This window comes from Psychrobacter sp. CX14, from assembly GCF_057396205.2.
Genome location: NZ_CM183187.1, coordinates 163,918 through 183,885, shown reverse-complemented (window position 1 = coordinate 183,885; position 19,968 = coordinate 163,918). Strand labels below are relative to the sequence as shown.

Sequence of the window (19,968 nt, the reverse complement as noted above, 5' to 3'; positions counted from 1 at the left end):
TAGTGACTGGCTCTTAGTGTTTAATCGCTATTATTTTTATACGTCTTAAAAGATTTTTTAGCATATAAATGTAAGGAAATCATCCAATGACCCCAGCTGTCAATTTAGCCAAAAAGTTAAAACTTGATTATCAAATTCATGAATACGAACATGACCCGAGCGCAGAATCTTATGGCTTAGAGGCTGCTGACAAATTGGGTGTCGCACCAGAGCACGTTTTTAAAACCTTGGTAGTGACAACCGATGCCGATAAATTAGCCGTGGCTATCTTGCCCGTAAGTGACACGCTAAACTTCAAAAAGATGGCTAAGGCTTTGGGAGCTAAGAAGGTACATATGACAGACCCAAAGGTTGTTGAACGTACTACTGGGTATGTGTTGGGCGGTGTTAGCCCTTTGGGTCAAAAGAGGCGATTGCCAACTGTCATCCATGACTCAGCAAAGGCGCTAGATACGATGCATGTCAGTGGCGGTAAACGAGGACTTGAGATTGAATTACTACCAGAACAACTGGCGAAAACCTTGTCTGCTACATTTGCTGACATAATTGATTAATAATGTTTTATTAAAAAAATTAATTTCTTTGCTAAAATTACTCATGGGTCTTAACTTTTATTATTTGGAGTTACTTTCTATGAATAAGATGATTTGTTCTATCGTTTCTTTTACGCTGCTAGCTGCTAGTCTACCTGCAAATGCTGCTGGTGTTAAATGTGCTGATTTTCGCAGTCAAGCAGAAGCACAAGCTTACTTTGATGCCAAAAAACCAGGCTACAAAAGACTAGATAGAGATAAAGACGGTATCGCTTGTGAAGCTTTGAAATAGCGTAACCCAATCAATGTTGTTTAGTGCCTATCAGTCTATTCACCATATGTATAGACTGTGGTTAATCGTTTTTAAGCCACTTATTCTGAGATCTGCTTATGCCGCACGTTATTGTTCAAGCTTCCCCAAATGTCACTATTAAAAACCCTGAGAGCCTGCTTAAAAAGTTAAATACTACCTTATGGGATACCGGTCACTTCGGTTCACCACAAGCGATTAAAGCACGCATGCTCGATGTCGAGACCTTCTTAGTCGGCATTGAAGATGACCAACAAGCACAAGGCTTTGTCTATGTGCAATTGAGGCTGATGCCAGGGCGCAGTCAAGAGATTCGAGATGATTTAGCGGATACGCTATTGGTGTGTTTGCAATCGCAATTAGGTGCTGACCAATCAAGCCGCGTTACGGTGCAGTATTGTGTTGAAGTAGTGGAGTTGACGGCTGCTTATCGCAAAGCTCGGGTTTAAGATATTGCATACAACAGACAACACAAGCATTGAGCTGATTTAGGTTAAGTTCTACGCACTCTTATTTAATTTTGAGGTGCGGAGCATTAGCTCGTCTTATGCGAGCGTCGGACTTAGCTTGTATGTGCTTTCCCCAATTTGTTGCCCTGACTGTTACCAGTTGACGATAATTGTCGTCCTCGCTCATTTGTATGGCGACTAATGCCTGTCTGTCTATCCAGTCTTGCACTAACTTATTGGGCTCTTTTTTTGAATCGTGTTCCTTGCTCACTACCTTCTCCTTATTTTTATCCTACTTAATTTTTTAGCCTAATGACTATAGCAAAAATAACATCAATAAAAAAACCGCCCTATATCAAATAGGGCGGTTTTTATGTTCTAGAATAGATCCTTCGATAAAACAGAAGGCTAATTAGTCTAGGAACGAGAAGTTTTCTACTTCCATATCAGTCATAGAAGAGCTTGGGGCTACCATGCTTTCTGCGTGACCTGATGTACGTGGTAGAATCTTATCAAAGTAGAAGTTAGCCGTTTGAATCTTAGCTGTATAGAATTCAGGCGCTTCAGTACCACCGTTCTCAAGCTTATCATAAGCGACTGCTGCCATACGTGCCCAGTGATATGCCATCATTACATAGCCTGAGTACATTAGGTAATCAACAGAAGCGGCTGAGATGATTTCACGGTCTTTGCGCGCGCTTAGCATTAAGCGTACGGTTAGCGTGTTCCATTCAGCACATAGCTTGGTTAATGCCCAAACATATTTGCGCATATTTTTATCAAGTGCGTATTCACCACACCACTTCATGATGCTTGAGGTATAATCGCGGATGATTTTACCTTTAGACTGCAAGATAACTTTACGACCTAATAAGTCTAGAGCCTGTACGCCAGTTGTACCCTCATAAAGAGTAGCAATACGTGCGTCACGAGCGATTAGCTCCATGCCCCATTCTTTGATATAGCCGTGGCCACCATATACTTGCTGACCTTCTTTAGCCGCTTCGATACCAAGCTCAGTTAAGAAGCCTTTTAGGATTGGCGTGTAGAAGCCTAATTTGTCATCCCACTTCTCAAACTCTTCATTGTTATCTTCAGCAACGCCTTGAGACATCTTGTCTGCATAACGAGCAGCATGATAAATCATTGAGCGGCCGCCTTCAGCGAACGCCTTCATGGTCAATAGCATACGACGTACGTCAGCGTGGTTAATAATCGCGTCAGCTACTTTTTCTGGCTCTTTAGTACCAGAAAGAGCACGCATTGAACGACGTTCGATAGCGTATGGTAGGGCGTTTTGGAAAGCAAGTTCACAATGCGCTAGACCTTGGATACCGGTACCGATACGGGCAGTGTTCATGAACGTGAACATCGCTTTTAGACCACGGTTTGGCTCACCAATTAGGTAACCTTTTGCATCGTCGAAGTTTAGAACACAGGTCGCTGATGAGGCGATACCCATTTTGTGTTCAATTGAACCACAGCTTACGCCGTTACGCTCGCCGGCTTCGCCTTCTTCGTTGATGTTAAATTTAGGTACGATAAACAGTGAGATACCACGAGTACCTTCAGGTGCATTTGGCAGACGTGCTAAAACGATATGAATGATGTTATCGGTTAGGTCGTGCTCACCACTTGAGATGAAGATTTTAGTACCGTTTAGCTTATAAGTACCGTCATCTTGTGGCACTGCTTTGGTTTTTACTTGGCCTAAGTCAGTACCGGCTTGTGGCTCAGTTAGACACATAGTGCCTGACCAAGTACCTTCAACTAGTTTTGGTAGGTAGGTGTCTTTTTGCTCATCGGTACCGTACTGCATTAAAGTATTGATACAGCCAGTGGTTAGACCTGGGTACATTGCCCATGGCCAGTTCGCCGTACCAAACATTTCTGCTTTGATTAGGTTAAGTGACATTGGGAGGTTCATACCGCCGTACTCTTCTGGGTATGAAATACCTTGCCAGCCGCCTTCTACGAATTGATTGTAAGCGTCTTTGAAGCCTTTTGGTGTAGTAACAACACCATTTTCAAAATGACAGCCCTCAGCATCTGCTGGCTGATAAAGTGGGCTAAGAACATCTTCAGAGAAATCAGCCATGCCTTGTAGAATCATATCTACTGTTTCTGGATCAGCGTTTTCGCCATTGCTTAGATCTTTATAATGAGTTTGAAAGTCAAAAACGTCATTTAATAGGAATTTGATATCGCGTAGGGGGGCTTTATAACTTAGCATAATTGAATCTCTTGTATATTCAGGTGTGTATCAGTCGACCATTATCAGTCCATGACAATGTGAGAATTATCATCAATTTTAGTATAAGCGCAATTTATATAAAAACCTATGATTGATAAATATTATTCATCGGTGAACAGGTGTATGATAAATAATGTTTATATAAATTAGACTTGTCATAACTAATGACAATAAAACCACTCCCAAAACTCAATGAGCTCTAAAAGATCAGCATCATGAAGAGAGTCAGGCTGTTTTGTGAGACGACTGATGATTCGAATGCATTTTGAAAAGGGTAAAGTCTCGGTAATGTCTACTATATTCAGACATCAAACCTTATAATAAACGGTATCATAAACAATCAATAATTTGCCAGTATCAGCTCGTATATTGCGTAACATCTTGTTATAACGGCGCACGGCTTTATTTCAGTACCGCTTAATTTATCTCTTTATTGGCTCAAACCGACTTTTTACTTAAACCAACAGCGCATCACTGACTATGCCAAATAAAAAAACACGTATCAAAGAACTTGCCAAACGTGAAGCCGATCATTTGCTCACCATTCAGCGCACTACTCGGCCGTGGCATCTGGTTTTGATAACCGCAGTAACCATTACCTTGTCAATATTAACCGGACTATTACTCGATAAGTTATCAACGGGTATCTTGGCCTCGCTTGGTGCCATGATTGTGCTTAATCAGCCCAGTGTCGGTAACTTATGGCAGCGTCAAGGTGAGCTGCTATTTGTGGTAATGATAATGGTGATGAGTTTTGCGCTTGGGCTTGTGGCACATAATTTGCCCCTATTTAGGTTTCCTATCTTTGTACTGGTGACCTTTACCATAGTGATGTTGGGGCGTTATCTGCATTTAGCGCCGCCAAGTGGCATGTTTATTATGATGGCATCGGTAATTGCTATTTTGATGCCGGTGGGCTGGGAGCAGTTACCCTTAAAGGTAGGTGTGGTTACAGCAGGGGCGCTATTTTCTTGGTTTATGGTACTGCTGTATAACTTAACTGTCGTTAGACCGTCCTCGGAGCGTGCGCCAAGTAGACATGGCTACGAGCACGGTATGATTACCGATAGCGTGGTGGTGACTACCTTTGTGGCGTTATCAATGGAAATGGCCTTATGGTTTGATATGCCGTATCCGTATTGGGTGCCAATGAGCTGCTTTGTGATTATGCAGGGTATGCAGCTGCGCACCATGTGGATCAAACAGTTCCATCGTATTTTGGGCACTGGTATTGGGATGTTGGTTGCAGGGGTTTTATTAACCTTACCGCTACAACCTATTGGGGTAGTGATTGCGTTATTCTTAATGTTTATCTGGATTGAGTCGATGGTGGTGCGCCACTATGCCTTAGCGGTGGTGATGATTACCCCATTGACGATTTTTATTGCTGAGTACGGCCGTGATTATGCTGTAACTGCTGCAAATGCACTGAGCCATCAAGGCATTATCCAAGCCCGTTTTTGGGATACGGTACTTGGCTGTACCTTGGCGTTAATCGGCGGCGTGGTGATGCACTCGGTCTGGTTCAGACGTCCGCTCACCACCTTTGAAGCTAAGATTATGCAGCGAAAGGCCTAAAAAGGTTGTGCCTCTGGCCAGTTACGTGGAGTTTACTAATAACCAGATGCTTATTATTTAGTCTTTAAGATGCCGTTTAAATATCCGTACTCACCTGAACGCCGGTCCATCTCTCAAAGCTAAGTGCCGCTTGACCAAGCAACATGCCATAACCTTCAGATATTTGCGCACCTTTTGCCTTAAAATGGTTTAAAAAGGGCAGATTGCGACCATACATCATGTCATAAGCATATTTGGCGCTTAAATTATCAGCTAAGGGCAACATCTCACCAGACAGCCCAATCGATGTGGCATTTATAATAATATCGAAGTCACCTTGTAGCTCATCAAGCGCATGGCTTGAGACGTCGATATTATCAATCAGTGGACTTGCGGCACGCAGCTCGCTCACTAAAGCGTCAGCTTTACTAACCGTGCGGTTGGCGATACTTAATTGTATAACACCGGCCTCAATTAACGGCAATACCACGCCGCGAGAAGCACCGCCTGCTCCTAACAGGGCAACTTTTGCACGCTCAAGTGGCCAGCCTAATTGCTGCAAATGATTAACCAGCCCTTGGCCATCGGTATTATCACCATAAAGCTGCCCGTCTTTTAGCATCAGGGTATTCACCGCACCGGCTACCGCCGCATGCTGTGATACGCCGGCGCGCTGTTGGCATAAATTATAAGCGACTTGTTTAAAAGGTACAGTCACGTTAGCACCCACGCCGCCACCATTAAAAAAAGCATCAACAACCGCTTGAAAGCTGTCGGCATCCTCTGGACAATACTGGCGTGCGTATTTAATATGAAGGTTTGCTTGCTTAGCAAAAGCCTCGTGAATGTCAGGCGATTTGCTGTGTGCAATTGGATTACCGATTACCACGAAATGTTGTCTGGCTGCTTGGGTCATAAGTCACTCTTTATTAGTATGCTGTTTTATGGATAATACGCTGCGTCTTATTGTTATCAACACGGCGTTGCTGCTATATTGATATAGGCATAGGCATTATGAGGGCAGTTACGGTGTATTTTGCTCTATTTTTATCGATTATTGTGGTAGTTAGCAAGACTACTATAACAAAGGCGCCAACATAGCGAGAGTCCTCAGTAAGATTTAAAGCCCTTTGCGTGCTTTTTTCACTATGCAATAGCAGGGCTTTTGGATAAACTAGGGGTTCGTTCAAAGGATAGAATGAGATGAGCCTATTTGGCAATTGCTCAGTGGTAGTCAGGATGATGGTCTTACTATAAAGGCATCATCAACAAGTTACTAAGGTTGGTAACGATATTGGAATATAAGTAAAAGGTGTGCGTGAATGATTTTCAGCATGATTTCAAATAAGTCAACAAACGTTAGTCGCAATTTATCTAGCCGCTCGGTTCTATCACGTATAGGCGCACTGAGCTTGGCTGCAGGTCTAATGCTAACTGCCTGTAGCAATTCGAACTCCGAGCCTGCTAATACCGTCGTCGATGAGGACGCAGAGCAGCAAGTAGTCGAGCAAGGTGACGCAGAAGAGGCGGCTGTATTAGGTAAAGGCCGTGATGATGCTGATGGGGCAGTGGTCGAGCACCGACCGGTCAGCTACGATGTGCAAAACTGGAAAGCGTATACCGGAGAGCCGTTAACTACCGATAACTTGGATGCTTTGCAGCAAATATTTGGCAAAGTCACCGTCACCGATGAGAATAGCCTAGATTATGCCAGTAATACGGCGGTCAAATACCGCTTTATGAAAGGTGAAGAGCCCTATTTGGATATTATAGACTCACAAGATTACCTAGAATTTGGCTGGTATTATGCCAATCCAACCGATTCAGATAGCGAAAAACAAACCAGTATCGAGCACGCCAAAAAGGTCTATAAAGCTGCTACTGCACTTATGGGCGAGCAAGGCGGTCAATTGGTTGCCAATATTCTGTCTGGACAAATTGTTAAAAACAAGCAAGTATCAGACCATACGGTAGAGTTGGCAAAATGTGAGTTTTATAGCTGTATGTTGATTTTGGATAAAGAGGACTAGAGAATAACGAGTTGCTCGTTGTTTGACTGGTGTTTATTGGTTCGGTTTTATCTACTGCTCTAAAGGGTTGTTTTATGTCTAAAGTCATGACTTGGTATCACCTCAGCGATGCCAGCATGGCTTTTTTTGGTGGCGCTGATTGGGCAGATTTAAATACAAACTCAGACAACCCCGAGACATCAGCGTCTTACCCCGCCTTATTTCCGCCAACCTTACGTGGTTTGGCCTATGGTGATGGTTTTTTTACCACGATTGGGGTTCATCAAGGTCAGATACTCGGTCTAGCTTATCATCAAGCTCGAATTCGTAGTCACTGTGAGGCTTTGCATCTTTATTTGAGTGCAGAAGCACAATCAACGCTGTGGCAAGCGGCGACCGCATTTGCGAATGATATTGAGCACGGTATTATCAAGATTATCGTCTCGCGTCCTACCCAAAGCTTACGCGGCTATGCGTACTCTGATAATTTGCAACATAATCAGGCCTTGGTCTGGATGGGCGTCATGCCCAGTGCGCCTTTATCTACTCAATACGCAGATTTTATGACCCAAGCACAATTGCCGGACTCTCAAAATAAGCTCACTTCTCAAGCGATTATCCTACAACAATCACCGATAACCGCTATTTGCTTGAGCGCGCAGCTTGCATCGCTGCCACGGCCTATTGCTGGTCTTAAAAGTCTCAACCGATTAGATAGTGTGATGATTGCCGGCGAGCTTGAGCGTGTTAAGATAATGCATCCTGAAGTCGCAGAAGGTTTGGTCAGTGATATGGCAGGTCACTGGGTTGAAGGGGTGATGAGTAATGTGTTTTATCAGTTAAAACGTGACTCTGAACGTGACTGCGATTATTTAGATGAGCAAACGCTTGATAAGCAATGGTTTACTCCGCCTATTGAATCCTCAGGGGTGCGCGGTACTATGCGCCAAGCGATTATGGATAAGCTTGAGGCCACAGAATATCCGGTGATACTGCGTAGCCTGCGAGACGAGGATTTGGGTAATATAAAATCCCTGTTCTTTTGTAATGCGGTACGTGGCGTGATACCGGTGAGTGAGCTGATTGTGGATAATCAGCGGTTGGGGTTGTCTACAGCAGTGTTTACCGAAAACGTCGTCTCAAGATAATCTCCGCTATCTAATACTATTTGTTCTTGTCTGTATTGCTCTTTGACCAGTGTGATAGCGTTTTCTTCACTACTTGCGATAACCTCAAATAATTTCGATAAAGTTTCTGTCACCTCAATACAATAACGCTTAGTTCCCTCTGTCATTATTCATCTCTCAAAAACACCATTAGCATCAAAGTATATTGTCTATAAATGATTGATATTGATCGTCTTTTGTTACCAAGTATTGTGACTTCCCCTCTTTTGATCAATGATCAAGCCTCATTCAAATAAAGAGGTGGTTCTGATGCGTTCTATTTCTGAAGACAGTCGAGTTCCAGTGCAGCTACGTCGAATGATGGTCTTTGGTGAGATTTGCAAAAAAGCGAAATCAAACCCCAATGATATGGTTCATTTATCCAGATTTACCCAATCTGCCTTCGGTGTTATCTACATAAAAGACATCAACAGGTATATGGCGTATGGCGGTGTTTTTGAATATGCACATACCCGAGAGGAGGTGATACAGCAGGGTATCAGCATTATTCCTACAGATGAATATGTTATGTGTGCATTGACTGTGAATTTAGAGCTTTTTACCAAGCCGGTCGCAACGCCTCTTCAGCTTTTATGGCAATGGAATAGGTATGTTAAAAATAGGCTGCATTGTTATATCGATTATCGAGATGAGTGCTTATTTCTTATTAATGATGAGGTAGATTATGAATATGCACCGCATCAGTTTCATGAAAGATTGGTTGCGACAGTGCACCTACCTATCTATCTATCTATGTGGGATGACAGGGTGGGATGACAGGGAAGAATTGATATCTAATATAAAGAATACGGTAGAAAAAAGACGTCTGCGACCAAGTTGCTATGACAATATGATTTAGTTAATGAATTATAAGTTAAAGCGTGGATTGCTTAATTTTGCAGTTTAAAACCTTAAAAATTAGCCTATTTTTCGATACTGTCCACTGCCTAAAAACTCAAGTAGTCCTTTATCGCGCAATATCTGTAATTGCTGTCGTATTTTTGCCTGAATATTATTATTGCTAGGGTATCGAGACTTTAGATAGTCCGTAAATGCGTACATATCATTTAGGTTGAAACGTACGGGTAGTTTATCTACACAGCTCATAACCTCTAATGTCCACCCACGGCTGCGCTGTTTTTGCTGACGCAAAAATAACGCTTTCTGAAACTGTTCAGTGACTTGATGAGTAGCGACAGGCTGCTGATTTTTTACCAAAAATACTTTACCAATTTCAGGTACTTTTTTTAGGTCAATATTGCAGCCAATCCAGCCGGCTCGTCTTGCTGAGGGTGGTAGTGGCGGACGCTGAATAATCATATCCGCAGTAAAAAAGTGCTTAGGGATAATCAGAAAATTGTTAACGGCTAACTGATTCGAATAAGTTAAAAAGAAAAAGTTCGGGTTATTATCACTATTGATACGCTCAATCATGGTGGCATAAGCGCCGTCATTAATAATATGGCTAAGTTTCGCTCTTTTACTTTTTAGCTCGTACTGTTCCTGACAATGTTGACAATAAAAATCAGCAACAGGTTGGTTGTTGGCAAAGCTTGCTAAGGGATTACAGCCGCAATTCGGGCAATAGCCGTGACGCGCTACCCAATCTTCACTCAATACTCTAATGATTTGGCTTTTTGAAGTATAGCCTTTCGCCAACTGTTGATTAAACTGTAAATCCATAAGCTATTCTCCAAAAGAGCCTGCTATAAGTATAAGTTAAAGTCGCCTAGATGCCTAATCCCCATTGAATATAAGTTCAGAGAGTGCTAAATTCTAGCCAAACTTTTACCTCGTGAGTGGCTATGAGCGAACCAAATATTCAAAAACCTGATAATAATTCGAGTACTCCGCCTGAAACCCAGCAACCACCGCATATCGAGACAGAGCATATGCCGAAAACCGACGTGTCTTTAGTATGCGGTGCCAAAGCGGAGCAGCATAAAGCGCCTGAGCCACGTAGCAATCGCGGCTATCAGGTATTACTGGTGCTAGGACTGATTTTGCTATTTATCGCTGCCATGGGGTATCAGACCTTATTTGGTCACTCCAATCAGTCAGGCGGGGATTTGGTGGTGGAAGAGGGGCAGAGCTATTACGGCTTCTTGCCACAGTTTCAACAAGATGTACCCATGTTCTCATCGATGATTGCCAAGTTGTATATTAAGACCAGTGTCGATGCGCCACTACATGCCGGCACTTACGAGGTCCCTGAGAACCCAAGCTTGAAGCAGTTAATTGATGCGTTTCAAGAAGGGCAGAAGATGGATATGGTCGTGGTGCAGATTATTGAGGGTAAAACTGCTGCCGATTTATATCGTGCTCTAGCGGCGACCGAAGGCGTTGAGCTGACAGTACTCAATGCCGATGGCACGCCCAAAGATAATTTCAAAAATCTATTAGAGATTGATGCCACTACGCCAGATGGCGAGTTTTCGGATAATTTAGAAGGTTGGTTTACCCCTGACACTTATCATTATGCTAAAGGTGCGACCGACAAGCAGATTTTGACTGATTTATATAAAAGTCAGCGTGAGGCGCTAGATAAAGCGTGGGCCAATCGTGCCGATGATTTACCGTATGACTCGCCTTACGAGGCGCTAATTATGGCCTCTATTATCGAAAAAGAAACCAGCGTGCCATCAGAGCGTGAATTGGTGTCAGCGGTATTTATCAACCGTCTGAATAAAGGCATGCGTTTGCAGACAGACCCAACCATTATCTATGGTATGGGTCATCGTTATGACGGTAATATTCGCCGCGCCGATATCGATGAGAAGACCGCCTATAATACCTACCAAATCGACGGCTTGCCGCCAACACCTATCGCACTGCCTTCACATGCCTCAATTGAAGCGGCAATGCACCCTGCAGACAGTGATGCGTTGTACTTTGTGGCTACTGGTAATGGCGGACATAAATTTACCAAGACCTATGCTGAGCACAACCGCGCGGTGCAAGAATATCTCAAAGTAATGCGTGAGAAAAACAGCAATTAATTAGCAGATTAGGTGGGGGGAAGCATGACATCAGCGGCGGTAACTGGGCAAGGTAAATTTATTAGTTTTGAGGGCACAGAGGGCGTGGGTAAGACCACTGCTATCAATAGCCTGTGCGCGCGATTAGAGGTAGAAGCCATTGATTATGTGCGTACTCGTGAACCAGGGGGTAGTCCCTTTGCAGAGCAGCTACGCGGCCTGTTACTAGACACTGATACCAAGATTGATGATGATACCGAGCTGCTACTGATGTTTGCGGCACGAAGCGACCATTTGAATCACGTTATTTTGCCAGCGCTTAGGGACGGTAAGTGGGTGGTCTGCGACCGCTTTATTGACTCTACGGTTGCCTATCAAGGCTATGGCCGCGGCTTTGCTAACCCTGAGGTTTTGTGCAAAATTGAGACATTAGTGACGCAGTTTGTGCCACGTTTGCCCGATGTCACATTGTGGTTAGACTTACCGGTAGAAGAGGGCATGCGCCGTGCCGGTAAACGTGGCGCAGCCGACCGTTTTGAACAAGAAGCGATGGCTTTTTTTGAGCGGGTTTATCAGGGCTTTAGCGAGCAGTATCAGAACAATCTCAGCCGTATTCAGCGTGTAGATGCTAGCGGCGATGAGACGCAAGTTGCTGAGCGTATTTGGGATGTAGTGAGTGCATTATAAGTTTAATTAGTTTGTCTGGTAGAGTTAGTGACCTACTAAACGGTTACGGTGTTAACCCGCTAAACCTACGCTTGTAATTGCGCTCGGTTGCCTTATAACCATGTTAGACTTCGCTAACTATAGAGACAGACAACAAAAAGGGCAGCCCATGGGCTGCCCTTGTTTACGGTAACGGTTTAACGATAACTTTTAGGGCGATCACTAACTCACGACTTCTTATCAGCTTCATTTTTGCGTGCTTGCGTGTCTGGTAGGCGCTCTGGATCTAGTGAGCCATCGGCTTGTTTCGGGGCTTGCGAGTTACCATTGGCTTGCGACTGTAGCGATTTAACCGAGGTGTTCTTATTCTTGCTAGACGCTTCGGTTTGTTTCTCAAGCGATTTTTCAAGCTTGCTTGCTAAGTCGGCTTCAAGCTGAGTAGCAGGTGTCGGCATTAGCGTAGCTTTAGACTTATCATCTGTCGTAGCGGCCGTTTCCGGTGCAGCAGCAGTCTCCGCTTTTGGCTTAGTTGCGGTATCCGCTTTAGTATCTGACTGTTTATCGTCATCATACATAGGGTCACGCACATCAAGCAGCGTCTTTTGCTTACGCTTCTCTGGCGCTTTCGAGGTCGCCTCAAACTGTGAGTCTGCCAAAGCACGCGCTTCATTTTGTTTTTGCGTCACATCGACTTCTTTTGGCTGAACCTCACCTTCGATAACCAGTGCAACCAGCTTATGGTCACGTGGAATCTCATTTTCGAAGCTGTCAGTAATGACGTTAAGATGGCCCTCTTTATCAATGGTATATAACGGCACAAACTGCTTATTATCCGCACGATACTGGCTATAGCTGTAGCTGTCGGTAATGTTGGTAATCTTAATACGGGCCTTTTTCGACAGCATACTGGCCATCTTGGTGTAGGTCACATCTTTACCAAACAACCAACGTGATTCGAAGTGCGAGCGTTTCTTTTCACGCTCATTTTTAGACTTATCATCACTGAATTTAAGGCGATAGATTTTTTGTTCACCAAACTCATGACGGTAATGCAGCTCCGACAGCGTATTCATCTCTTTGTCGGTACTCATCGCAAATAAATGACCAATACCAATCAAGTCTAAGTGACGGTCTGCATGGTCTGAGATTGGGTTACCAAAATAAGTGCGTAGACCGGCCATACGTGCTTTGGCAATATTGGTGTAGTTGTTATGTGCAACCAATACATCAAAGCCTTGTTCTTGCAGCGATTCAGCGACTTTTAATGCCACTGGGTTTGAGCCGACAATAAGCACGCCGTTACTGGCAGGCTCACGTACACCAAGCAAGTTACCGACGATTTTAGCACCCAAGCCTTGAATCAAGACCGTACCGATAATCACCATAAATACCAGTGGTACCAGTAGCTCAACCCCTTGGATGTCATACTCTTGTAGACGAATCGCAAACAGTGATGAGATTGCCGCGGCAACAATACCACGTGGGCCAATCCAGCTAATCATCATCTTCTCAGAGGTCTTCAAATTCGACCCCATTGCTGATGCCCATACCGATAATGGACGTGCGATAAACATGACAATTGCCAATAGCACAAGGCCACTAAAGCCAACGCTTAATAAGCTATCAAGCTGTACACGGGCGGCCAATACAATGAACAGAACCGAGATAAGCAGAACCGTTAACGATTCGTTGAACTCTAAAATCTGCTCACGTGGGAAGCCTTTCCAATTAGCTAGGGCAACACCCATTACGGTCACGGCCAATAAGCCTGATTCATGTTCTAAATGGTTAGATAAAGAGAATAACAACAGCACAAATGCCAAGGTAAAGACGTTATGCAAAAACTCAGGAATCATATGGCGCTTGATCAGGTTTGCCAGTACAAAGGCACCAAACATACCGATAATAGTCGCGATAATGACGATTTCAGCAAACAAGAAGATACTGTTCGCCTCACCGCCTGAGATGATGTATTCGTATACCAAAACCACTGCGATGGCGCCCACAGGGTCGATAATAATACCTTCCCACTTCAAGATGTTGGAGATGGTCTTATTCGGACGCACACTGCGCAGCAGCGGCATGATTACCGTTGGGCCGGTCACACACACCAAGGAGCCAAATAATAGGGCAATCAGCGGATCGACATCGAATAATAGGTAAGTGGAAAGTGCCACCACCGCAATGGTGATAACCACACCTAAGGAGACCAACATTTGTACCACTTTACCGTGTTGCTTAATCTCCTCAAACTCTAAGGTCAATGAGCCTTCAAATAAAATGATGGCCACACCGAGGGAGATGAACGGGAACAGCAAGTCGCCGAGCACAGCATCAGGATCAAAGTAGCCCATCACAGGACCAACGAAGATGCCGATAAGTAATAAAAATAAGATGGACGGCTGTTTTAAGTACCAAGCAAGCCACTGAGCTGCAATGCCAAGCCCGACCACGCCAGATAGTAATAAGGCGGTATCCATGAAGTTTTCCTTGTGTTTGCAAGACATCATCACGATATCATTTTGTGTCAGCTAACCCATTATCTAATGGTAGACGCACGTGCTTTATTATTATAATAAATATTGATGACTATCCGATGGATATGGCTCAAATATGGCTATTAAAAAGACGTACTGTAAAAAAAAGCCTAGTCATAACTAGGCTTTTTCGGGCAGCTGTTTTGTTGTTCAATAACAGTCATCAGTCGATTTTAATCTATTGTCAGCACTTAAGAAAGATTATTTGTACACTCAGTTTATCAATAAGCGAGTTATCCAACTAATTATCAAGACAGGTATCCTATCTAAGTTGATAACCTAATGCTTGTAATTATTCTGCCAATACGGTGATAAATAATGTGGTAAGTAATCAGTGCAATGATTAAAATCGATGATTCACTGCGTGTTATGATATCACGAAATACAAAAGTGGATTGTATCTGCTCTACACGTCATCAAGAATGTCTTAATGGTAATAGCAGTCGATGTAAATATTGGCTATTAACAGGAAACTATTTACCAAAATTACAAACGCGTGCAATCAGAGTGTGTTAAAACTCTGGTATAAAAGAGTAAGGCGAGGTCTGCATACTTGTTAATTTTATCAAAGTAATTGATTATAAAGATCATGAGCATATACGTCTGAGCGCTGATAAAGTCATTAGGCTCAGCAGATAACAGACTATTTAAAGGAAAGTACTCTTGGAGGATACAACAGTGAATAACATGGAGCCAAATAACTTGGCGAGACAAATGAGAAAAACACATACGAATCAAGATAATAAAGCAGCTTTTAGTCCTATACTCAAAAAAGGACAGGCTGCTTTGAAAGCCTTAGGAGCAAGTTCATTATTAACCCTAAGCGCAATCGGCGTTAGCTCTGGTATTGGCGGATTAGCGGTGAGTAGCGCTGTGGTTGCTGCCTCTACCATGCCTACCTCTGCTCAGGCCGCTGTGGTCGCTGCTGACTTCTCTGACCTAGTCGAGCAAGTGACCCCAGGTGTGGTCCGCGTTAACGTGGTTAAGCAAGTCAGTCAAGAAGAGTTGGCCAAAGCGCAAACTGCTGAGCTATTACGTCAATTCTTCGGTAACCGTATTCGCATACCGGGCGCACAAACCGCCCCTGCCATCGAATATAATTACGGTACCGGCTTCTTTGTGACCGCTGATGGTTATTTACTAACCAACCATCATGTGATTGCTGGTGCTGATAAAATCACAGTCACCTTAAATGACCGTACCGAGCTGGATGCGACTTTAGTTGGTAGTGATGAGCGTTCGGACGTGGCAGTGTTAAAAGTCAAGCCACAACCTGGTAAGACGTATCCGTCATTACCAACTGGCGATTCTACCTTACTAAAAGTAGGCGAGCCGGTACTGGCAATTGGTTCTCCATTTGGTTTTGACTATTCTGCCTCTGCAGGTATCGTCAGTGCCAAATCACGTAACTTCTCACGTGATACCAGTGTGCCTTTTATTCAAACTGATGTGGCATTAAACCCAGGTAACTCGGGCGGCCCGTTGTTTAACCGCAAAGGTGAGGTAATAGGTATTAACTCGCGTATCTTTAGTGGTACCGGTGGCTATATGGGTCTGTCGTTCTCTATTCCCATTAATGCGGCGATGGATATCTATCAGCAATTAAAACAAAATGGCGAAGTAACCCGTGCTTATTTGGGTCTATTCCCACAAGATATCGACCGCAATCTAGCCGAAGCCTATGGCTTAAGTAAGCCACAAGGTGCTCTAGTGATTAAAGTATCGTCAAAGTCACCTGCAGAAGCGGCGGGCTTACAATCAGGCGATATTATTACCCAGTTTAATGGCCGTAATGTGTTAGAAGCCAATGACTTGATTAACCAAATCAACCGCTCTAAGCCAGGTGACAGCTTTACTGCACAAATTTTGCGTGGCGGCAAAGTCAGACGTATCTCAGGTAAGCTTGAAGTCGCGCCAAGTGATGTGACGTCTGATACCATGACTAAGGCTAATAACAGCCAAGTACGCTTAGGCCTACGTATTCAGGCATTGCCTGAGGCAAGCTTAGCGAAGCTTGGCGGTGAAGGCGTACTGGTCACAGAGGTCGATCCAACAGGGCTTGCAGCACGTGCAGGTATTCGCCCAGGAGATGTTATTACCAATCTTCATCAAAGGCCAATCACTAATATAGAGGACTTTCAGAAGGCATTGAGTCAACTTCCGACAGAAGGGGTGGTCACGATTGAAGTCATCCGTCAAGGTATCCCAGCAATTATTGGTCTGAGACTCAGCTAAATTATTTCCTTTAACTTATCTTCTTCTATACGTAGCCATAAAAAAAGCACCCTGACAATCAGGGTGCTTTTTTTTATATGGATAATTATATGATAGGAGCAAATTGCATTTAAACCAATAACACTAAAAAAGATAATATTGATTTAAAGTAATCGTCTCAATTAACGTACATTGTCACCCATTCTAACGATTGGTTTGTCTAAGCGGTAGTTAGCAGCGGCACTTCTTGCACCCATAGTACTGGCAAGGAAAGTAAGTAGCGCACTAATCAACCAGAATAACCCTGAATATAAGGCAGTTTTGCGTGCCACATCTTCAGCAGTATCTAAGGCTTGATCCACTTTTTGCATACCTTGGTCAGCTTTTTGTTGGGCAGTAGCAACCATTTGCTCAGTTTCAGTTTTGTACTCATTGTAAGAGGCAACAACTTCATTACGAACTTCTTGAGCTTCAGCTTCACTGAGACCTTCAGCTTGTAAACGCGTGATAATTTCATCGCTAGTTAGCGTTTGTTCGATATCAGCCAAACGGTTTTTAGCGATTTCATCAATGTTTTTCCAAGTATCGAGGCTGGTGAAGTCAAGATCTTGTACTTCTGCTTTTTGCTCATTAACCATCTCTTCAACCACATCAGTGGTCGCAGTGATTTGTTCTTGGTCTAGACCTTGGGTGTTTTTAGCAACCCAGCTTTCGATATCACTACGGCTGATATCACCGGTTACTTTGTTATAGATATCTTTAGCTTCTTGTTGCATATTTACATCTGACTGCTCTACCGCTGTACCAACCGCACCAGAAGTAGCCGTGGCAACACCGCCAGCAGCTGAGGCTGCAGTGCTCGCTACCGTGCTAACTGTACTGCCTACAGCACTAGTCGCTGACGATAAAATACTTGTAGCGCCATTAATAGCCATCAATGTGGTTAGCGCAACCATTGCTGCTGCTGTTAATAGACCAGTTAAAGTGGCATCTTTAGGATCAATTTCAGTACCATCACCGAAAAGGGTTTCAGGTGCTGAATATTTCACAGCAAAGTAGCCTGCGACATAAGCACTAACTAAAGCGGTAATAGCAGCATAAATACCAGCGGCTATGCTGGTACCTTGAAGACTAAAAGGTAGGAAAGAGCTTAGAACTAGAGCTAGTGCAATCATGGCCATAACCACGATCAAACCCATCAAAAGCCCTGCTATTACGCCGCGCCAAGATGGGCGACGCTGTGGTGTATAAGATGGCATCATATTGTTATCCTCATAAAAAGTATTATTTCAAAGCCGAAATTGTCAGGTGCCGACTTTGAAAATAGAGTGTAATTATTTTATTTGGTCAATGACTAAACGTTTGACTTAAGTTTTTGTTTAGCTTTGATTTTTGAATACTATCACAGCCAAACTTTAAAAAGATTAAGTTTGGTAAGGTTTTGACACGAAATGTATACTTGTACCTATAAGGGTGTGTACTGTGTGTACTTGTGTAACGTTAAATAAAGAGAGTAGCGGTTATGTGAAATAGTAAATAGGCATTACTTTAAACAAGGTTATTTTTATCAAATGGCTATTAAAGCCTCAGATTATTAAAATCACAGTTTAAGTCACCGCTTGTATCTTAAAGTAAGAGGGTTAACAGGGAATATAGAGTTTTGAGACAGTTGACAGAGAGTAAAGAGATGAAAACAGTAATAACTAAATAGCAAGGCATAAAAAAACCTCCAATCATTGATTGGAGGTTTAGTTGCTTATCTTCTAATGCTGTTGATTAAAACAGTCTATTAAAGACAAGCTCGAATAGGTGGTATCCCGTAGGGGATTCGAACCCCTGTTACCGCCGTGAAAGGGCGGGGTCCTAGGCCTCTAGACGAACGGGACACAAAATCATGTAAACATGAAATAGTTTTACAACGTAAGGTGCTATGAATAGCGTTGCCTAGGTGCTTACGTTGGTGCCGCTGACGGTCATTATATATAAAATATGATGATTATCAACTATTCTTAGTATTGGTGGAGCTAAACGGAGTCGAACCGTTGACCCCTTGCATGCCATGCAAGTGCTCTACCAACTGAGCTATAGCCCCTTGCTAAGAGTGGGCGTATTTTAGGCGAGGATAGTGATTCTGTCAATACCTTTTTTCGAAAAAAGAGTAATTAATTTAAAATACTTGTTCTTATACCTGCTAAGACCTTGTTTTAAATATATTTAGTAGTAGATTTTTATTGAATTAAAATCGCTTAAAATACCCCATAAAGATAAGGTCGCCAAATTGGCGACCTTATCAGTACTGCAGTAAGTCAATACGGGGTGACTTACTGTACGCTAAGACGTCGGTGTCGGTTACGCACCTTCACCAAAACGCCCCTCTTGGAAGTCGGTTACTGCTTTGATGATCTCTTGCTGTGAGTTCATCACAAATGGGCCATATTGAACGATAGGCTCATTTAATGGACGACCGGTAACAAGGATTACTTTGGTCTCTTCATCAGCAGCGTTTTCAATCACGATACCATCAGAGTTGGCATCATTTTTTAGAATCGCCATGTTTTTAACCGGTACTTCTTGATCCGCAATGCTTGCGTGGCCACGATAGACGAAGGCAAATGCATTATGGTTTGCCGGTATCTCGTGGCTAAAGCTTGCGCCTGCTGGCAAATGAATGTCAAGATAGGTAGGTTCAGTCACTTCACGAGTCACTGCCCCTTCAACCCCATTTGATTCACCAGCGATAACGGTCACTTTGGTACCATTCTCGGTTTCAAATTTAGGCAGATCTGCGTCTTGGAAGTCTTTATACCAAGGGTCATTCATTTTGTCCTTGGCTGGTAGGTTTAACCATAATTGGAAACCTTCCATTTCGCCATCTTCTTGCTCAGGTAACTCTGAGTGAATGACACCACTGGCTGCGGTCATCCATTGTACGCCGCCGTTTTCTAATAAGCCTTCGTTGCCGGCGCTGTCTTTGTGACGCATACGGCCAGTAATCATATAGGTAATCGTCTCAAAACCACGGTGTGGGTGGTTTGGGAAACCTGCGATATAATCGTCTGGGTTATCGCTTTTGAAGTTATCGAGCATTAGATAAGGATCAAGACGTTTTTGTAATTGCTGAGTTAGCACACGGGTTAATTTAACACCCGCACCATCTTGGGTATCGACACCCGCATATAAGTGTTCAACTTGGCGAGGTTGAGTAATAGTGACATTATTTTGAATTTTATTAGTCATAACCTTCTCCGAATGTTTCGTTATGCTCTATATATGGAGCTAATAGTACGCCCTTCAA

General features: G+C 43.4%; 17 protein-coding genes and 2 tRNA genes. 10 read left to right on the top strand and 9 right to left on the bottom strand.

The window, feature by feature from the left end:
- The first annotated feature begins 86 nt into the window (after positions 1 to 86).
- The 3 genes from ybaK to AC2SLO_RS00810 all read left to right on the top strand — a co-directional run bounded on the left by ybaK (position 87) and on the right by AC2SLO_RS00810 (position 1,292).
- Entirely contained in the window at positions 87 to 554 is a 468-nt protein-coding gene (gene ybaK / locus AC2SLO_RS00820) for a Cys-tRNA(Pro) deacylase (RefSeq protein ID WP_486539993.1), read from the top strand.
- A 79-nt stretch (positions 555 to 633) separates the two neighbouring features.
- Positions 634 to 825 (top strand): excalibur calcium-binding domain-containing protein, encoded by a 192-nt coding sequence (locus AC2SLO_RS00815; RefSeq protein ID WP_486539995.1) that lies wholly within the window; start codon positions 634 to 636, stop codon positions 823 to 825.
- 98 nt (positions 826 to 923) lie between these two features.
- Positions 924 to 1,292: a 5-carboxymethyl-2-hydroxymuconate Delta-isomerase gene (locus tag AC2SLO_RS00810; RefSeq protein WP_486539997.1), complete on the top strand. Its 369-nt coding sequence runs from the start codon at positions 924 to 926 to the stop codon at positions 1,290 to 1,292.
- A 412-nt stretch (positions 1,293 to 1,704) separates the two neighbouring features.
- Here AC2SLO_RS00810 and AC2SLO_RS00805 read toward each other — a convergent pair whose 3' ends face one another.
- Positions 1,705 to 3,525: an acyl-CoA dehydrogenase C-terminal domain-containing protein gene (locus tag AC2SLO_RS00805; protein WP_486539999.1), complete on the bottom strand. Its 1,821-nt coding sequence runs from the start codon at positions 3,523 to 3,525 to the stop codon at positions 1,705 to 1,707.
- A 501-nt stretch (positions 3,526 to 4,026) separates the two neighbouring features.
- Here AC2SLO_RS00805 and AC2SLO_RS00800 point away from each other — a divergent pair.
- Complete coding sequence (locus AC2SLO_RS00800; RefSeq protein ID WP_486540001.1) at positions 4,027 to 5,124, top strand: FUSC family protein; 1,098 nt, start codon at positions 4,027 to 4,029, stop codon at positions 5,122 to 5,124.
- 76 nt (positions 5,125 to 5,200) lie between these two features.
- On the opposite strand, the gene aroE is transcribed toward AC2SLO_RS00800, so the two are convergent.
- A complete protein-coding gene (gene aroE, locus AC2SLO_RS00795) occupies positions 5,201 to 6,019 on the bottom strand; it encodes a shikimate dehydrogenase (RefSeq protein ID WP_486540003.1) in 819 nt (272 codons plus the stop codon).
- Between the two features lie 418 nt (positions 6,020 to 6,437).
- On the opposite strand from aroE, the gene AC2SLO_RS00790 reads away from it, so the two are divergent.
- Positions 6,438 to 7,133 carry a hypothetical protein gene (locus AC2SLO_RS00790; protein ID WP_486540005.1) on the top strand — a complete coding sequence of 232 codons (696 nt, stop codon included), beginning with the start codon at positions 6,438 to 6,440 and terminating at the stop codon, positions 7,131 to 7,133.
- A 74-nt stretch (positions 7,134 to 7,207) separates the two neighbouring features.
- Positions 7,208 to 8,260, top strand: coding sequence for an aminotransferase class IV (locus AC2SLO_RS00785; protein ID WP_486540007.1), 1,053 nt, complete (start codon positions 7,208 to 7,210; stop codon positions 8,258 to 8,260).
- Here AC2SLO_RS00785 and AC2SLO_RS00780 read toward each other — a convergent pair.
- Positions 8,206 to 8,406 carry a DpnD/PcfM family protein gene (locus AC2SLO_RS00780; protein WP_486540009.1) on the bottom strand — a complete coding sequence of 67 codons (201 nt, stop codon included), beginning with the start codon at positions 8,404 to 8,406 and terminating at the stop codon, positions 8,206 to 8,208. The genes AC2SLO_RS00785 and AC2SLO_RS00780 overlap by 55 nt on opposite strands.
- 142 nt (positions 8,407 to 8,548) lie before the next feature.
- Between AC2SLO_RS00780 and AC2SLO_RS00775 the strand changes: the two genes are divergently transcribed.
- Positions 8,549 to 9,055 carry a hypothetical protein gene (locus tag AC2SLO_RS00775; protein ID WP_486540011.1) on the top strand — a complete coding sequence of 169 codons (507 nt, stop codon included), beginning with the start codon at positions 8,549 to 8,551 and terminating at the stop codon, positions 9,053 to 9,055.
- A 141-nt stretch (positions 9,056 to 9,196) separates the two neighbouring features.
- On the opposite strand, the gene AC2SLO_RS00770 is transcribed toward AC2SLO_RS00775, so the two are convergent.
- Positions 9,197 to 9,961: a DpnI domain-containing protein gene (locus AC2SLO_RS00770; protein WP_486540013.1), complete on the bottom strand. Its 765-nt coding sequence runs from the start codon at positions 9,959 to 9,961 to the stop codon at positions 9,197 to 9,199.
- 122 nt (positions 9,962 to 10,083) lie between these two features.
- Here AC2SLO_RS00770 and mltG point away from each other — a divergent pair, with 122 nt between their 5' ends.
- Together mltG and tmk are read left to right on the top strand one after the other, a co-directional pair.
- Positions 10,084 to 11,277: an endolytic transglycosylase MltG gene (mltG, locus tag AC2SLO_RS00765; RefSeq protein WP_486540015.1), complete on the top strand. Its 1,194-nt coding sequence runs from the start codon at positions 10,084 to 10,086 to the stop codon at positions 11,275 to 11,277.
- Between the two features lie 24 nt (positions 11,278 to 11,301).
- Positions 11,302 to 11,943, top strand: coding sequence for a dTMP kinase (gene tmk, locus AC2SLO_RS00760; RefSeq protein ID WP_486540017.1), 642 nt, complete (start codon positions 11,302 to 11,304; stop codon positions 11,941 to 11,943).
- Positions 11,944 to 12,149: 206 nt separating this feature from the next.
- On the opposite strand, the gene AC2SLO_RS00755 is transcribed toward tmk, so the two are convergent.
- The gene (locus tag AC2SLO_RS00755; RefSeq protein ID WP_486540019.1) at positions 12,150 to 14,402 is read right to left on the bottom strand and encodes a cation:proton antiporter domain-containing protein; all 2,253 of its coding nucleotides are present in this window, start codon (positions 14,400 to 14,402) and stop codon (positions 12,150 to 12,152) included.
- A 948-nt stretch (positions 14,403 to 15,350) separates the two neighbouring features.
- On the opposite strand from AC2SLO_RS00755, the gene AC2SLO_RS00750 reads away from it, so the two are divergent.
- A complete protein-coding gene (locus AC2SLO_RS00750) occupies positions 15,351 to 16,694 on the top strand; it encodes a Do family serine endopeptidase (RefSeq protein WP_486540217.1) in 1,344 nt (447 codons plus the stop codon).
- Positions 16,695 to 16,855: 161 nt separating this feature from the next.
- On the opposite strand, the gene AC2SLO_RS00745 is transcribed toward AC2SLO_RS00750, so the two are convergent.
- The 4 genes from AC2SLO_RS00745 to AC2SLO_RS00730 all read right to left on the bottom strand — a co-directional run bounded on the left by AC2SLO_RS00745 (position 16,856) and on the right by AC2SLO_RS00730 (position 19,910).
- Positions 16,856 to 17,935: an MFS transporter gene (locus AC2SLO_RS00745; RefSeq protein WP_486540021.1), complete on the bottom strand. Its 1,080-nt coding sequence runs from the start codon at positions 17,933 to 17,935 to the stop codon at positions 16,856 to 16,858.
- Between the two features lie 548 nt (positions 17,936 to 18,483).
- Positions 18,484 to 18,559 (bottom strand) — tRNA-Glu (locus AC2SLO_RS00740).
- A 130-nt stretch (positions 18,560 to 18,689) separates the two neighbouring features.
- Positions 18,690 to 18,765, bottom strand: a tRNA-Ala gene (locus tag AC2SLO_RS00735).
- A 257-nt stretch (positions 18,766 to 19,022) separates the two neighbouring features.
- On the bottom strand, positions 19,023 to 19,910 hold the full coding sequence (locus AC2SLO_RS00730) for a pirin family protein (protein ID WP_486540023.1): 888 nt from the start codon (positions 19,908 to 19,910) through the stop codon (positions 19,023 to 19,025).
- Positions 19,911 to 19,968 lie beyond the last annotated feature (58 nt).

Excerpts from the sequence above, each read along its gene's own strand:
- AC2SLO_RS00775 (WP_486540011.1), top strand. The coding sequence starts at position 8,549 with ATGCGTTCTATTTCTGAAGACAGTCGAGTTCCAGTGCAGCTACGTCGA.
- AC2SLO_RS00815 (WP_486539995.1), top strand. The coding sequence starts at position 634 with ATGAATAAGATGATTTGTTCTATCGTTTCTTTTACGCTGCTAGCTGCT.
- AC2SLO_RS00770 (WP_486540013.1), bottom strand. The coding sequence starts at position 9,961 with ATGGATTTACAGTTTAATCAACAGTTGGCGAAAGGCTATACTTCAAAA.
- AC2SLO_RS00805 (WP_486539999.1), bottom strand. The coding sequence starts at position 3,525 with ATGCTAAGTTATAAAGCCCCCCTACGCGATATCAAATTCCTATTAAAT.
- mltG (WP_486540015.1), top strand. The coding sequence starts at position 10,084 with ATGAGCGAACCAAATATTCAAAAACCTGATAATAATTCGAGTACTCCG.
- AC2SLO_RS00790 (WP_486540005.1), top strand. The coding sequence starts at position 6,438 with ATGATTTCAAATAAGTCAACAAACGTTAGTCGCAATTTATCTAGCCGC.
- AC2SLO_RS00730 (WP_486540023.1), bottom strand. The coding sequence starts at position 19,910 with ATGACTAATAAAATTCAAAATAATGTCACTATTACTCAACCTCGCCAA.
- AC2SLO_RS00810 (WP_486539997.1), top strand. The coding sequence starts at position 924 with ATGCCGCACGTTATTGTTCAAGCTTCCCCAAATGTCACTATTAAAAAC.
- AC2SLO_RS00750 (WP_486540217.1), top strand. The coding sequence starts at position 15,351 with ATGCCTACCTCTGCTCAGGCCGCTGTGGTCGCTGCTGACTTCTCTGAC.
- AC2SLO_RS00755 (WP_486540019.1), bottom strand. The coding sequence starts at position 14,402 with ATGGATACCGCCTTATTACTATCTGGCGTGGTCGGGCTTGGCATTGCA.
- AC2SLO_RS00800 (WP_486540001.1), top strand. The coding sequence starts at position 4,027 with ATGCCAAATAAAAAAACACGTATCAAAGAACTTGCCAAACGTGAAGCC.
- AC2SLO_RS00785 (WP_486540007.1), top strand. The coding sequence starts at position 7,208 with ATGTCTAAAGTCATGACTTGGTATCACCTCAGCGATGCCAGCATGGCT.
- AC2SLO_RS00745 (WP_486540021.1), bottom strand. The coding sequence starts at position 17,935 with ATGATGCCATCTTATACACCACAGCGTCGCCCATCTTGGCGCGGCGTA.
- AC2SLO_RS00780 (WP_486540009.1), bottom strand. The coding sequence starts at position 8,406 with ATGACAGAGGGAACTAAGCGTTATTGTATTGAGGTGACAGAAACTTTA.
- tmk (WP_486540017.1), top strand. The coding sequence starts at position 11,302 with ATGACATCAGCGGCGGTAACTGGGCAAGGTAAATTTATTAGTTTTGAG.
- aroE (WP_486540003.1), bottom strand. The coding sequence starts at position 6,019 with ATGACCCAAGCAGCCAGACAACATTTCGTGGTAATCGGTAATCCAATT.
- ybaK (WP_486539993.1), top strand. The coding sequence starts at position 87 with ATGACCCCAGCTGTCAATTTAGCCAAAAAGTTAAAACTTGATTATCAA.